Annotated in this window: 13 protein-coding genes; 3 read left to right on the plus strand and 10 right to left on the minus strand. The window is 64.4% G+C overall.

Going from position 1 to position 11,828, the window contains the following annotated elements:
- On the plus strand, positions 1-490 hold a 490-nt coding region (locus tag EOD07_RS07655), incomplete at its 5' end, for a 2OG-Fe(II) oxygenase family protein (protein ID WP_164772106.1).
- 322 nt (positions 491-812) lie between these two features.
- Here EOD07_RS07655 and hpaH read toward each other — a convergent pair.
- From hpaH to EOD07_RS07680, 5 genes are all read right to left on the minus strand, one after another.
- Complete coding sequence (gene hpaH / locus EOD07_RS07660) at positions 813-1,616, minus strand: 2-oxo-hept-4-ene-1,7-dioate hydratase (RefSeq protein ID WP_164772107.1); 804 nt, start codon at positions 1,614-1,616, stop codon at positions 813-815.
- A complete protein-coding gene (locus EOD07_RS07665; RefSeq protein WP_127234739.1) occupies positions 1,613-2,488 on the minus strand; it encodes a fumarylacetoacetate hydrolase family protein in 876 nt (291 codons plus the stop codon). Before EOD07_RS07665 ends, hpaH begins: the two co-directional genes overlap by 4 nt.
- A 238-nt stretch (positions 2,489-2,726) precedes the next feature.
- The gene (gene hpaD / locus EOD07_RS07670; protein ID WP_127234741.1) at positions 2,727-3,707 is read right to left on the minus strand and encodes a 3,4-dihydroxyphenylacetate 2,3-dioxygenase; all 981 of its coding nucleotides are present in this window, start codon (positions 3,705-3,707) and stop codon (positions 2,727-2,729) included.
- A 12-nt stretch (positions 3,708-3,719) separates the two neighbouring features.
- On the minus strand, positions 3,720-5,237 hold the full coding sequence (gene hpaE, locus EOD07_RS07675) for a 5-carboxymethyl-2-hydroxymuconate semialdehyde dehydrogenase (RefSeq protein WP_127234743.1): 1,518 nt from the start codon (positions 5,235-5,237) through the stop codon (positions 3,720-3,722).
- Positions 5,238-5,267: 30 nt separating this feature from the next.
- The gene (locus tag EOD07_RS07680; RefSeq protein WP_127234745.1) at positions 5,268-5,654 is read right to left on the minus strand and encodes a 5-carboxymethyl-2-hydroxymuconate Delta-isomerase; all 387 of its coding nucleotides are present in this window, start codon (positions 5,652-5,654) and stop codon (positions 5,268-5,270) included.
- A 233-nt stretch (positions 5,655-5,887) separates the two neighbouring features.
- On the opposite strand from EOD07_RS07680, the gene hpaR reads away from it, so the two are divergent.
- The gene (gene hpaR / locus EOD07_RS07685) at positions 5,888-6,292 is read left to right on the plus strand and encodes a homoprotocatechuate degradation operon regulator HpaR (RefSeq protein ID WP_244508438.1); all 405 of its coding nucleotides are present in this window, start codon (positions 5,888-5,890) and stop codon (positions 6,290-6,292) included.
- 5 nt (positions 6,293-6,297) lie between these two features.
- Here hpaR and EOD07_RS07690 read toward each other — a convergent pair whose 3' ends face one another.
- Entirely contained in the window at positions 6,298-6,807 is a 510-nt protein-coding gene (locus EOD07_RS07690; protein WP_040980261.1) for a flavin reductase, read from the minus strand.
- A 24-nt stretch (positions 6,808-6,831) separates the two neighbouring features.
- Complete coding sequence (locus EOD07_RS07695; RefSeq protein WP_127234747.1) at positions 6,832-8,376, minus strand: 4-hydroxyphenylacetate 3-hydroxylase N-terminal domain-containing protein; 1,545 nt, start codon at positions 8,374-8,376, stop codon at positions 6,832-6,834.
- A 91-nt stretch (positions 8,377-8,467) separates the two neighbouring features.
- On the opposite strand from EOD07_RS07695, the gene EOD07_RS07700 reads away from it, so the two are divergent.
- Positions 8,468-9,337 carry a helix-turn-helix domain-containing protein gene (locus tag EOD07_RS07700; RefSeq protein WP_127234749.1) on the plus strand — a complete coding sequence of 290 codons (870 nt, stop codon included), beginning with the start codon at positions 8,468-8,470 and terminating at the stop codon, positions 9,335-9,337.
- Positions 9,338-9,429: 92 nt separating this feature from the next.
- On the opposite strand, the gene EOD07_RS07705 is transcribed toward EOD07_RS07700, so the two are convergent.
- From EOD07_RS07705 to EOD07_RS07715, 3 genes are all read right to left on the minus strand, one after another.
- On the minus strand, positions 9,430-10,785 hold the full coding sequence (locus tag EOD07_RS07705; protein ID WP_127234751.1) for an aminotransferase class III-fold pyridoxal phosphate-dependent enzyme: 1,356 nt from the start codon (positions 10,783-10,785) through the stop codon (positions 9,430-9,432).
- 23 nt (positions 10,786-10,808) lie between these two features.
- Positions 10,809-11,474 carry an HAD-IA family hydrolase gene (locus EOD07_RS07710; RefSeq protein WP_127234753.1) on the minus strand — a complete coding sequence of 222 codons (666 nt, stop codon included), beginning with the start codon at positions 11,472-11,474 and terminating at the stop codon, positions 10,809-10,811.
- The coding region (locus tag EOD07_RS07715) for a Tm-1-like ATP-binding domain-containing protein (protein ID WP_206519435.1) at positions 11,471-11,828 on the minus strand (358 nt) is incomplete at its 5' end. The genes EOD07_RS07710 and EOD07_RS07715, both read right to left, overlap by 4 nt.

Here is an 11,828-nt window from a genome sequence, read left to right on the forward strand (position 1 = left end):
CATGAAGATCGTGCGCTATCCCGGCCGCGATGCCACCGGCGACGACCAGGGCGTGGGCGCGCACAAGGATGGCGGCTTCCTCACGCTCCTGCTCCAGGACGAGAACAAGGGCCTGCAGGTCGAATATGACGGCAGCTGGGTCGATGTCGATCCGATCCCGCGAACGCTGGTCGTCAACATCGGCGAGCTGCTCGAGCTCGCCTCGAACGGCTACCTCAGGGCTACCGTGCACCGCGTCGTCACGCCGCCGGCCGGCGTCGAACGGGTTTCGGTGCCGTTCTTCTTCAGCGCCCGGCTCGATGCCACCATCCCGCTGCTCGATCTGCCCGAGGAACTGGCGACCGAGGCGCGCGGCCCGGCCAGCGACCCCGACAATCCGCTCTTCCGCAATGTCGGGACCAATGTGCTGAAAGGCCGGCTGAGGTCGCATCCCGACGTGGCGCGGCGTCACTATGCCGACCTGCTGGAAAAAGTATCGGCCGCAGGGTGACGATTTCCGATGAGTGAGCGAGATTTTTTCGCGATTTCGATCTTTTTTGGAATTCTGTTCGTGGAAAATACACCGTTCAGGCCCCAAATAGACGGCATCGCTCGGTGTTTTCCTCCCATTGCGCCGGGCGATGTTCCCCTCTGAAGGTTATGACCTTCATTCTTGGCCGGGCCGCTTTCGCGCCCGGCCTTTTTCTTATCCGTGCTGGAACAAAGCATGTCTCCCGAAAGTGGGGAACCGGTTTCGGGATAAAGATATGCGCAAAATCAAAAGCCTGAAGCGCATGGAGCGAATCTGAAGATCGCGACGCGCTTTAGGCCGATCAGGCGAAGCTTATGCGGATGGTTCCGTAGCGGCCGAAATCCGAGACGATCTCGTCGCCGTGCCGGCATTCGACCGGCCGGATGAATGAGCCCGACAGCACGACCTGCCCGGCCTCGATCCGCATGCCGAATTGATGCAGCCGGGTGGCGAGCCAGACGATGCCCTTGGCGGGATGATCGAGCACGCCGGCGCCCAGGCCCGTTTCCTCGACCTCGCCGTTGCGCGAGACGATCGCGCCGATCCAGCGCAGATCCGCCTCGCGCGGGCCGGTCACGCGGCCGCCGACGACGATGCCGGCATTGGCCGCGTTGTCCGAGATCGTATCGAAGAAGGTGCGGATCTTGCCGGTCTCCTTGTTCATCCGCTCGATGCGGGTGTCGAGGATTTCGAGCGCCGGCGTGATGTGGTCGGTGGCGTCGAGCACATCGTCGATCGAAATGTCCGGGCCGGCCAAAGGCGCCTTCATGACGAAGGCGATCTCGGCCTCGATGCGCGGCTGGATGAAACGATCGGCCGGCACCGTGCCGCCGTCCGCGAAGAACATGTCGTCGAACAGGATGCCGGAATCCGGAATGTCGATGCTGAGCGCCGACTGCATCGCCTTCGAGGTCAGGCCGATCTTCCAGCCCTTGATCGTCAATCCCGAAGCGGCCTTCCTTTTCGCCAACGCCGCCTGCACGCGGTAGGCATCGTCCATCGTCGCTTGCGGAAATTCGAGGCTGAGCAGCCCGATCTGACGGCGGTCGCGCTCGGCTTCGAACAGCCGGCGGGCGGCGTCCTCGACTTGGCTTTCGGTCATCATCGGCCGGCCTCTTCGTCGACGACGCCGTTGCGCAGGAGCCCAATGCCTTCGGCCTCGACCTCGATCACGTCGCCCGGCCTCAGCCAGACCGGCGGGTCGAAGCGGGCGCCGGCGCCCGTCGGCGTGCCGGTGACGATGACGTCGCCTGGCGCCAGTGTCGTGAAGGTCGAGATGTAGTTGATGATCTTGCGGAAGGAAAAGATCATGCGGCCGGTGCGATCCTGCTGGCGGATTTCACCGTTGACGCGCGTGGCGAGCGCAATGTCCGCGATCTGCGCCTCGTCCGTGAACGGCACCAGCCATGGCCCGATCGAGCCTGTGCGGTCGAAATTCTTGCCCTGGGTGACGTTGAACTTGGCGTGGCGCACCCAGTCGCGGATCGTGCCTTCATTGCACAGCGAAAGCGCCGCGATATGGCCGAGCGCATCGGTCTCGGCGATCCGTCGTCCGCCCTTGCCGATGACGATGACGATCTCGCCCTCATAGTCGAGCTGAGACGATTCCGGCGGCCGCACCAGCGGCGCATCATGGCCGACGAAGGAACGCGGAAAGCGGATGAACAGCGACGGGTTGGAAGGCGCCGCCTGGCCATCCTTGTATTCCTCGTTGCGGTCCGGGTAGTTGACGCCGACGCAGATGATCTTTTCGGGAGAGGGGACCGGAATCTCGTAGGCTATGTCCTCGACCCGGAAATCGGCTGCGAGGCCGTCGGCCTCCTCGGCGAGTCTCACGAGCGCACCGGCCTCGATCACCTCGCGCAGCGTCGGCCATTCGGGATGGCGCGTCGAGAGATCGACGACGCCCTTGTCAGTGATCGCGCCGTAGCGCGTCGTACCGCCGACGGTGAAGGTGGCGAGGCGTCCCGCGCTCATGCTGAAGCTCCGGTTCTATTGGCCAACCGGAAGCGTCGAGCTCTACGGCGCCCCCCTCTGTCCTGCCGGACATCTCCCCCACAAGGGGGGAGATTGGCTGGCCGCGCCGTCGGCGCTTGTCTTGCAGCGTTGAAAATTGGCGAAGGTCCGCGTGACATCTGATCTCCCCCCTTGTGGGGGAGATGTCCGGCAGGACAGAGGGGGGCGCGAAGGAACGCTGTCATCGAAAAATGTCGACTCAAGGCGCCACGATCGGCGAGGCCGCCAGGTCGGCCTTGCGCGGTTCCACACCCGCGAACACACTGCCTTCCTCGAACCAGCTCCGCGGCGCCGGCGCGCCCCACAGCGTCTGGCGCTGCGGGTCCTTCAGGTCCCACTTGATCGGCTCGAGATCCGGATCGACCGTCTGGTAGTCCGAGCAATAGATCTCGATGCGGTGGTTGTCCGGATCGCGGATGTAGAGGAAGAAGGCATTGGAGATGCCGTGGCGTCCCGGCCCGCGCTCGATATTGCCGACGTAGCCGGTGGTCGCCATCAGGTCGAGCAGGTCGATGATGTTGAGCGGCGTCGGCACCCAGAAGGCGACATGGTGCAGCCGCGGGCCGAAGCCGTTGGTGAAGGCGATGTCGTGCACGCCACCCTTGCGGTGCGTCCAGGCCGCCCACAGCTTCCCGGTCTCTTCGTCCTGCGTGTACTCGGTCACGCGGAAGCCGAGCTCATTGTAGAAGGCCACTGATTCATCGACATTCGGCGAGAAGCAGTTGAAGTGGTCGATGCGCAGCGGTTTCACGCCACGATAGAGCGCGTATTTTTGATGGATCGGCGGCAGCCGCTCCATCTTCGAATAGAACTCGAGCGGGATGCCGTGCGGATCGCGGGTGCGGAAGGTGCGCGACTGGTAGGGCCGCTCTACCCACTCCACCGGCAAACCTTTGCCCTTGAAGAAGTGCTCGGCCTTGTCGAGGTCCTCGTCGGAGAAAACCTTGAAGCCGAGTTCGCGCGCTTCCGGCGCCGTCGCCTTGCGCAGCACGATGCAGTGATGGCCGCGTTCCTCCATGGCGCGCAGATAGATCGCGCCGCTCGTCTCGTCGGTCACCTGCAGGCCGAGCGTGTCGACATAGAAGGCGCGAGATTTCGCCAGGTCGGTGACGGCGAGCTCGACATGGCTGAGCCGCACGATGTTGAAGGCAGGGTAGAGGTTGGGTTGGGGCAGGGCCATTGGTGTCTCCGCTCAGCCGCCGAGCTTCTGGATCGAATGCGGCGCCGTGGCGAACGCGATGTTCTTGGTTTCCATGTAGAAGTCGAACGACCAGTCGCCGCCGTCGCGGCCGATGCCCGAGCTCTTCACCCCGCCGAACGGCGTCGGCAGGTGCCGCACATTTTCCGAGTTCACCCAGATCATGCCGGCGTCGAGCGCATCGGTGAAGCGCAGCGCGCGGGTGACATCGGAAGTCCACAGATAGCCGGTGAGGCCGTATTGCGTGTCGTTGGCGAGAGCCAGCGCCTCGGCTTCGTCCTTGAACGGGATGGCAGTCAGCACCGGCCCGAAGATTTCCTCCTGGGCGATGCGCATCTTGTTGGTGGCGCCGACGAACAGCGTCGGGCTGACATAGCAGCCGCCGCCCGGTCCGGCGAACTTGCCGCCGCCGGCGGCGACCACCGCGCCTTCCGATCTGCCGATCTCGATATAGGAGAGCACCTTCTCCTCATGCATCGGATGGATGAGCGGACCGACCACGGTTTCAGGATCGAGCGGATGGCCGATCTTGATGCGCTTCGCCTTCTCCGCCACCAGGTCGGTGAACTTGTCATGCACGGATGCCTCGACCAGCAGACGCGACGATGAGGTGCAGCGCTCGCCGTTCAGCGAATAGATCATGAAGACGGCGGCGTCCGCCGCGCGCTCCAGATCGGCATCGGCGAAGACGATGACCGGGTTCTTGCCGCCGAGCTCGAAATGCACGCGCTTCAGTGTTTCAGCGCCCTGTTTCATGATCATCGAGCCGGTGCGGCTTTCGCCGACGAAGCCGATCGCCTTGATGTCGGGATGTTCGGTCAACGCCCGGCCGGCATCCTCGCCGAAACCGTTGACGAGATTCCAGACGCCCTTGGGCAGGCCGGCTTCCTCGGCGATCTCGACCAGCAGCCGGGCGGTCAGCGGCGACAACTCGGCCGGCTTGTGCACCACCGTGCAGCCGGCGGCCAAGGCCGGCGCGATCTTCCAGGTCGACAGCATGAAGGGCGTGTTCCACGGCGTGATCACGCCGACCGGGCCGATCGGCACGCGCGTCGTCATGTTGAGCTGGCCCGGCGCTCTGAGCGAGCGGCCGTCACGCGCCTCCGGGGCGCGGTCGGCATAGAAGCGGAAGTTCTCGGCGCCGCGCAGTGCCGCCTTGGCCATGAACTTCAGCGACTGGCCGGTATCCATGCATTCGACGAAGGCGATCTCTTCCGCCCGCGCGACGATGGCGTCGGCTATTCTATGCAGCAGCTTCTTGCGTGCGTCACCGGAGACCGCCGCCCAATCCTTGAAGGCGGCCTTGGCCGCTTTTGCCGCGCGGTCGATATCGGCCGCCTTGCCGCGTGCCACCGTCGCGATCGGCTTGAGGTCGACAGGCGAAAGCGTCTCGAAGGTCGAGCCGTCGGCCGAGGGCACCGCTTCGCCGCCGATCTGGTTGAGCACGCCGTCCTTGCGGAAGCGTTCGAGATAGGCCTCGGCCTTCCTCAGATTATCGTCCAGTGCCGCCATGCGTTCTTCCTGTTGATTGCTTGCCGCCGCTCATTTGCCGCGCAGTCGCGGATGGATGGCGTTCTTCTTCCAGCTGAGCTCGGCGTCTATCTCGCGGATCTCCAGCGACAGCGCGAAATGCGGCGTGGAAAACAGCGAGGAAAGATGGTCGGTGACCGCCGCGAAGATCGCCTCGCCGGCGCTCTTCTTTTCCGCCGCGCTGCGGCCCTTGCCGATGCGGAAATTCATGTCGATGAAGCCGTTCTCGGGAAGCCGATCGGCGATCGCGTAGGCTTCGGCCCGGAAGGCCCGTACCCGCACGGCGCCAGCTTCGAACAAACCCGTTTCAAGGATGATGCGCGAGACCAGCGCACAGAGCTCACCCATATCGACCTTCGCATCGAGATTCGCCGAATATTCGATCGCCATATGGGGCAAGGGTTCCTCCGCCGGCAGCGCCGGTTCTTGTAATTAACATGTGAATTACATCTTGGCGGCGGAATGTCAAGCGTCGTTGTCGATGCGCCGTGGCGGCTTGGGACGCAGGATTGCCGGTCTCGGCAAAATCGCGGATATAACTCGATAGCCGTCGAGTTTCGCTCCGAGTCGCGAGCGGAAATTGAATTGGAGACCTGACCTTGCTACCGCCCAGCACTCGCCGCTCCTTGCCCATGGCACTGCTTCGCGCCCGCGAAGTGATCATGGCGCATTTCCGGCCGATGCTCGCCCGCCACGACATCACTGAGCAGCAGTGGCGTGTGCTTCGCGTTCTTGCCGAAACCGGCCCCTTGGAGGCAACCGAGCTCGCCAACCGCGCCTCGATCCTGCCGCCCAGCCTCACCCGGATCATCAAGGCGCTGGAGGAGCGTGGCTTCATCACCCGCAACAAGGTCAAGGACGACGGCCGCCGCGCCTTGCTCGCCATCAGCCCGGCCGGCGTAGCGCTGATCGAGGAACTGGCGCCCGAACGTATCGCCATCTACGACGCCATCGAAAAGCGCTATGGCGCCGAAGAGCATGAGCGCCTGCTCGACATGCTGGAAAGCCTGATCCAGTCGGAGACGGTGGAGGGCTGAGAAGCCTACCCGCCAAAACTCCCCAGCGCGCTTGGCTGCATGTAGTTGCGTCCGACATAGAGCAGCGCCGCCTCGTCGCTGCCGTGGCGGATGTCGACGACACGGCCGAACATCACATTATGCGTGCCGACCTTGTTGACCGCGCCGATCTCGCAATCGAAGCTGACGATGGCGTCAAGCAGCGCCGGCATGCCGGACGGCATGGTCTGCCAGCGCGCGGCTTGGTAGCGTTCGGTCATGTCGCGGATCGCGCCGGCGAATTTCGCCGCCAGATGCATATGCGACTGGGTCAGCACATTGACGCAGAAGCGTTGGTTGGCGAGGAACATGCCGGTCTGCGCCGAACGCTCGTTCATGCACACCAGCAGCGTCGGCGGGTCGTCGGAGACGCTGCACATGGCGGTGGCGGTAAAGCCGCCGCGCCCCGCCGGGCCGTCGGTGGTGACGATGTTGACCGGCGCGCAGACCCGCGCCATGGCCTCGCGGAATTCCAGCCTCGCGACTTGTGTTGTCATGGCCGCTTCCATGGCGGGCTTCGCTCAGTTGGCCTGCGCGGCAAGCGGCGGCAGCCAGGTGTCGCCGGTCCAGCCTTTTTCGTCATAGTCGGCCATGCATTGGTCGACCAGTTCCTCCATCTGCTTCAGCCGGCCGCCGCGCTCGGCGCCCTTCAGCACCTGCAGCCGCACCTCTTCCGGCGCGCCGGCATAGTTGAGCTCGTAGAGCGCGTGGCGGCCGCCGAATTCGGTGCCGGTCGCGTCCCAAAGCAATTTCATGATCTTGATGCGCTCGACATGGCCCATGTCGTTGGAACCGCGCACATATTGAGCGAGATAGCGGTCGATCTCCGGATTGTCGAAATCGCGCGCCGAGGACGGCAGGTAGATGAGGCCGGAGGCGATCACCCGGCGCACCGTGTCGATGACGCGCGGATAGGCTTCCGACATGAAGGTGCGGTAGGCAAGCGCGGCCTCGAGATTTGGCAGCACCGCGCCATTCGCCCACGGTATCGGATTGTGCGCCATCGCATTGGAAAAGCTCCAGAACATGTGGCGCAGCGCGATCACTTCGCCGAGCGCCGCCTGGTTCCCGCGGAAGGCGTCGCCGCCCGTGGCCCGCAGCGCCTTGGCAAGCAGTCCGGCGAGGAAGTCGAGCTTCACGGCGAAACGCGTGCAGCCCTGGAAGCAATAGCCATGCATGAAGCCCGACGCCGGGTGGAAGGACAGGATCTTCTGCGCATCGCGCAGCACCAGCACGTCCTCCCAGGGAATGAACACGTTGTCGAGCACCAGGATCGCGTCGTTCTCGTCGAAGCGCGACGACAGCGGATAGTCGAAGGGGTGGCCGACGCTGTTGGCCGTCTGCTCGTAGGAGACGCGGCAGAACATCTTTATGCCCGGCGCGTTCATCGGCACGATGAACATCACCGACAGCGACGGATCCTCCGTCACCGTCGCCGAGCTCTGCGCCAGGAAATTATAGTGGGTGAGTGCCGAAGACGTCGCCACAACTTTGGCGCCCGACACCCAGATGCCGGCATCGTTCTCCTTGGTGATGTGCACGAACACGTCCTTCACCTGCTCGGCCGGCTTGTGGCGGTCGATCGGCGGATTGACGATGGCGTGGTTCATGAACAGGACCGCTTCCTGGGCGCGTTTATGCCAGGCGCGCGCATTGTCCTTAAACGGCCCGTACCATTCGGCATTGGCGCCGAGCGTGTTCATCAGCGCCGCCTTGTAGTCGGCGGTGCGGCCCATCCAGCCATAGGTCATGCGCGCCCAATGCGCGATCGCGCCCTGTTGCGCGGCAAGGTCGGCAGGGGAATGGGCGACGCGGAAATATTTGTGCGTGTAGCCACCCGAGCCGGTGTCGGTCGGCGAGGTGAGCACCGGCTGCTGGTTGGGATCGTGCAGCGCGTCATAGAGGCGCGCCAGCGACCGCACCGAATTGCGCATCGCCGGATGGCTGGTGACGTCGGCCACCCGCTCGCCATTGATATAGACCTCGCGCCCGTCGCGCAGGCTCGCCAGATATTCGGCGCCAGTGAACGGCCGCGATTTGTCGGCCCGGAATTCTTCCGATCGCATCCTCATCCTCCCCTTAACATGTTAAATTTATCGAATCCGGCCGTTGTGGGTATGGACAAAATTCAAAATAGGTTGGATTTTTTCTGGCGCCATGACCCAGTCTCTCATTCCCGAATTCTTCGTCTACGGCGAACCGGCGCGAGCCATTGATGTCGGCTTTTTGCACGTTGAAACTGTTCTGGCCCGCGCTTCCGTGCATCGCGGCCGGGTTCTCGCCCACAAGCACCCGCAATTGGCGCAGATCACCTTCTGGACGAGCGGCAGCGGCATCTACCGGATCGAAGACGAGACCTGGAGTTTTTCGGCACCAACGGTAAGCTTCATGCCGAGCGGCGTGGTGCACGGATTCGATATCGAGCCGGGCACGGACGCCATCGTCGTCTCGGTCGCGGACGCAGCGCTTGCGGCCATCGCCGAGCATTCTGCCCTACCGCTCGACCAGCCAGTCTTCGTTACCGGGCGGGGTGAGACGGCGCTTTGGCAAAGGCTGGGAGAAACACTCCGGATGATCCAGGCCGAATATGCCGAGGAGCAAGCCGGCGCTGAAAAGATCCTGCCGCCGCTGATCGCGGTGGCATTGTCGCACATCGCCCGTCTCGATGCCCAATCGCATGCGGTCACGGTGCCGGCGGCCGTCGCTCTAGGCGGCCGGCTCAGACGGCTGATCGACCGCCATTTTCGCGACGACTGGCCGGTCGAGCGCTATGTCGAGGAGCTCGGCACCACCAGGCACCTGCTCGACAAGGCTTCGCATCAGGTGCTGGGCTCAGGCGTGCGCCAGGCGATCGGCGAAAGGCGCCTGGTCGAGGCCAAGCGCCTGTTGCTCTTCACCATCCGCACGGTCGAGGACATCGCCTACGAGACCGGCTTCAACGATCCGGCCTATTTCTCGCGCTTCTTCAGGCAGGTGGTTGGGGTGTCGCCAGCGGCGTGGCGGAAGGAGAGGGTGAATGGTGAATAGTAAATGGTGAATGGACGAGAGTCGTGCGGCTTGACTGCCCGCGGTCCAGAGAATCTCCGACCATTCACCATTCACCATTCACCATTCACCATTCACGCTGACGCAGCGGCTAACCCCGCATCCAGCCCCTCGGCAATCTTCGCCACGTCTGCGGCGGTGACGATCAGCGGCGGCGACAGGATGATGTTGTTGCCGGAGACGCGCAGCATGACGCCCGCGCCATAGGCGCCGTCCGCGACGGCGGCCATCGTCTTCTTGTCCGCCGGCTTCTTGGCTGCGCGGTCCGAGACCAGCTCGAGCGCGGCCATCAGACCTTGGTAGCGGACATCGCCGGCAAGCTGGTGCTTGGCCTTCAACGCTTCCAGCGCCTTGCCAAGCTCAACGCCGCGCGCGACGGCATTTTCGTTGACGGCCAACCGCTTCGTCTCGGCGAGCGCCGCCAGGCCGGCCGCGCAGCCGACGGGGTGGCCGGAATAGGTGTAGCCGTGGCCGATCGCGCCGAAGCTCGTCTTGTCGGCCTCGAACACATCGGCGACCTTGGCGCCGATCAATGTCGCGCCGAGCGGGAAATAGCCGGATGTGATCGCCTTGGCGATGGTCATGAAATCGGGCTTCACGCCGGAGAGCCGTGAGCCTGACCAGGCGCCGGTGCGGCCGAAGCCGGTGACCACCTCGTCGGCGATCAAAAGGATGTCGTGACGGTCGCAGATCGCCCGCACCATCGGCATGAAGCTTTCATGCGGAACGATGACGCCGCCGGCGCCGAGCACCGGCTCCATGATGAGGGCGGCGATCGTGTCGGCGCCCTGAAAGGCGATCTCTTCCTCGATCGCCCGCGCGCAGAGCTTCGCCAGCTTCGCCGGGTCGGTCTCGTCGAACGGGTTGCGGTATGTCATCGGCGCCGGCGTGTGGAAGACGCCGGGCAAGAGCGGCTCGTAGTTGCGGCGGAAATTGGCGTTGCCGTTGACCGAGGCGCCGCCGAAATGCGTGCCGTGATAGCCCTTCTTCAGCGCCAGGAACTTCGTGCGATCGCCCTGGCCGCGGATCTTCCAATATTGCCTGGCGAGCCTGAGCGCCGTCTCGACCGAATCCGACCCTCCCGAGGTGAAGAAGGTGCGCACCATGCCCTCCGGCGCAAACCATTGCGTCAGCTCGTAAGCGAGCTCGATGGACGGTCCGGTGGAGGTGCCGCGAAAGCCGGAATAATAGGGGAGCGCATCGAGCTGCGCGGTCATCGCCTTCTTGATCGGATCGCAGCTGTAGCCGAGGTTGACGTTCCACAAGCCGCCGACGGCGTCGAGCACGGTGCGGCCCTCGGCGTCGGTGACCGAAACGCCTTCACCCTTCATGATGATCTTCGGCGGGCTCGCCCGCATTTCGGCCGGATGCGCCATCGGATGCCAGATCGGCTTGGCGTTGTTCTCGGTGAGGAAGTTGATGTCACGCATCGGGAGGAACTCCGGTTTTCCAATCAGGAGAGCGTCAGTCCGAAATGGCTGAGCGCCTCGGCATAGCTTCGCGCCGGCTCTGCGACGTCGAAGTGAACGGTGAGCATGCCGGCGGCAACCGCGCCGTCGACATTGCGCTTCTGGTCGTCGACGAACACGCAGGCATTGAGTGGCAGCCGCAGCGCCTCGCCGACCATCGCATAAGCGCGGGTATCGGGCTTGAGGATTTTCGTATAGGTCGCGTCGACGATCGTCTCGAACAGCGCAAGCAGCGGCAGGCGCTCGCGGAATGACTTGCCGTAGAACAGGTCGAGTTCGTTGGAGAGAACGGCGAGCTTTATGCCGGCCGTGTGCGCGATGCGGATCGCGCGCTCCGCCTCCGGTCGCACCACCGCCTGCGGATCGGCGCCGCGCGCCCGCTGCACGAAGGTCGACATGTCCTGCCAGTCCTCGCCGACCAGCCGGCCGACCTCGCGTGTGCGTGTCTTCCAATAGTCGCGCTCGCTGATCTCGTCGGCCTGCATCGAGCGCCACAGCGCATCGGAGGCCGGGTCGAACGGCCCGCGCCAATCGAGCGTGCCGGCTTTGAGCCCAAGCGCTCGCTCGGTCAGCGCGTGCGTCTCGAACAGCGTGCGGGTGACGACGCCGCCGAAATCGAGCACCAGCGCCTGCGGCCTTACCCCGCTCATGCCGGCTGCCTACCGGTCACGCCGGGCGGCACGATGCCTTCGGCCACCCAGCGATCGAAGATCTCCAGCGCCTTGGCGCTGAAGGCGGCGTCGTTGATGTGGCCGGCGATCTCATGCAGCTCGGCATTCTCGGGCACCCGCAACCGCATTTCTTCGACAAAGGCCGCAAGTGCCTCGGGTTCGTGGAGCGGCTCGCCTTCCTGGTCCCATTGCTGGATGCCGCCGGCCGGCAGGATGAAGGCCGTCGGGCCGGTCGCCGTGGTGAGTTTCTCGCCGATGGCGCGCGCGATCTGCCGGCGTGTCGCGCCGTCGGAGGTCACCGAGGCGAGCAGCCGGTTATGCGCATGGTAAGGT

This window comes from Mesorhizobium sp. M2C.T.Ca.TU.002.02.1.1 (assembly GCF_003997225.1).

Bases quoted from the DNA above. Each gene is read 5' to 3' on its own strand.
- hpaH (WP_164772107.1), bottom strand. From the start codon at position 1,616: ATGATGACCGAAAGCCAAGTCGAGGACGCCGCCCGCCGGCTGTTCGAA.
- EOD07_RS07665 (WP_127234739.1), bottom strand. From the start codon at position 2,488: ATGAGCGCGGGACGCCTCGCCACCTTCACCGTCGGCGGTACGACGCGC.
- hpaD (WP_127234741.1), bottom strand. From the start codon at position 3,707: ATGGCCCTGCCCCAACCCAACCTCTACCCTGCCTTCAACATCGTGCGG.
- hpaE (WP_127234743.1), bottom strand. From the start codon at position 5,237: ATGGCGGCACTGGACGATAATCTGAGGAAGGCCGAGGCCTATCTCGAA.
- hpaR (WP_244508438.1), top strand. From the start codon at position 5,888: ATGGCACTGCTTCGCGCCCGCGAAGTGATCATGGCGCATTTCCGGCCG.
- EOD07_RS07690 (WP_040980261.1), bottom strand. From the start codon at position 6,807: ATGACAACACAAGTCGCGAGGCTGGAATTCCGCGAGGCCATGGCGCGG.
- EOD07_RS07695 (WP_127234747.1), bottom strand. From the start codon at position 8,376: ATGCGATCGGAAGAATTCCGGGCCGACAAATCGCGGCCGTTCACTGGC.
- EOD07_RS07700 (WP_127234749.1), top strand. From the start codon at position 8,468: ATGACCCAGTCTCTCATTCCCGAATTCTTCGTCTACGGCGAACCGGCG.
- EOD07_RS07705 (WP_127234751.1), bottom strand. From the start codon at position 10,785: ATGCGTGACATCAACTTCCTCACCGAGAACAACGCCAAGCCGATCTGG.
- EOD07_RS07710 (WP_127234753.1), bottom strand. From the start codon at position 11,474: ATGAGCGGGGTAAGGCCGCAGGCGCTGGTGCTCGATTTCGGCGGCGTC.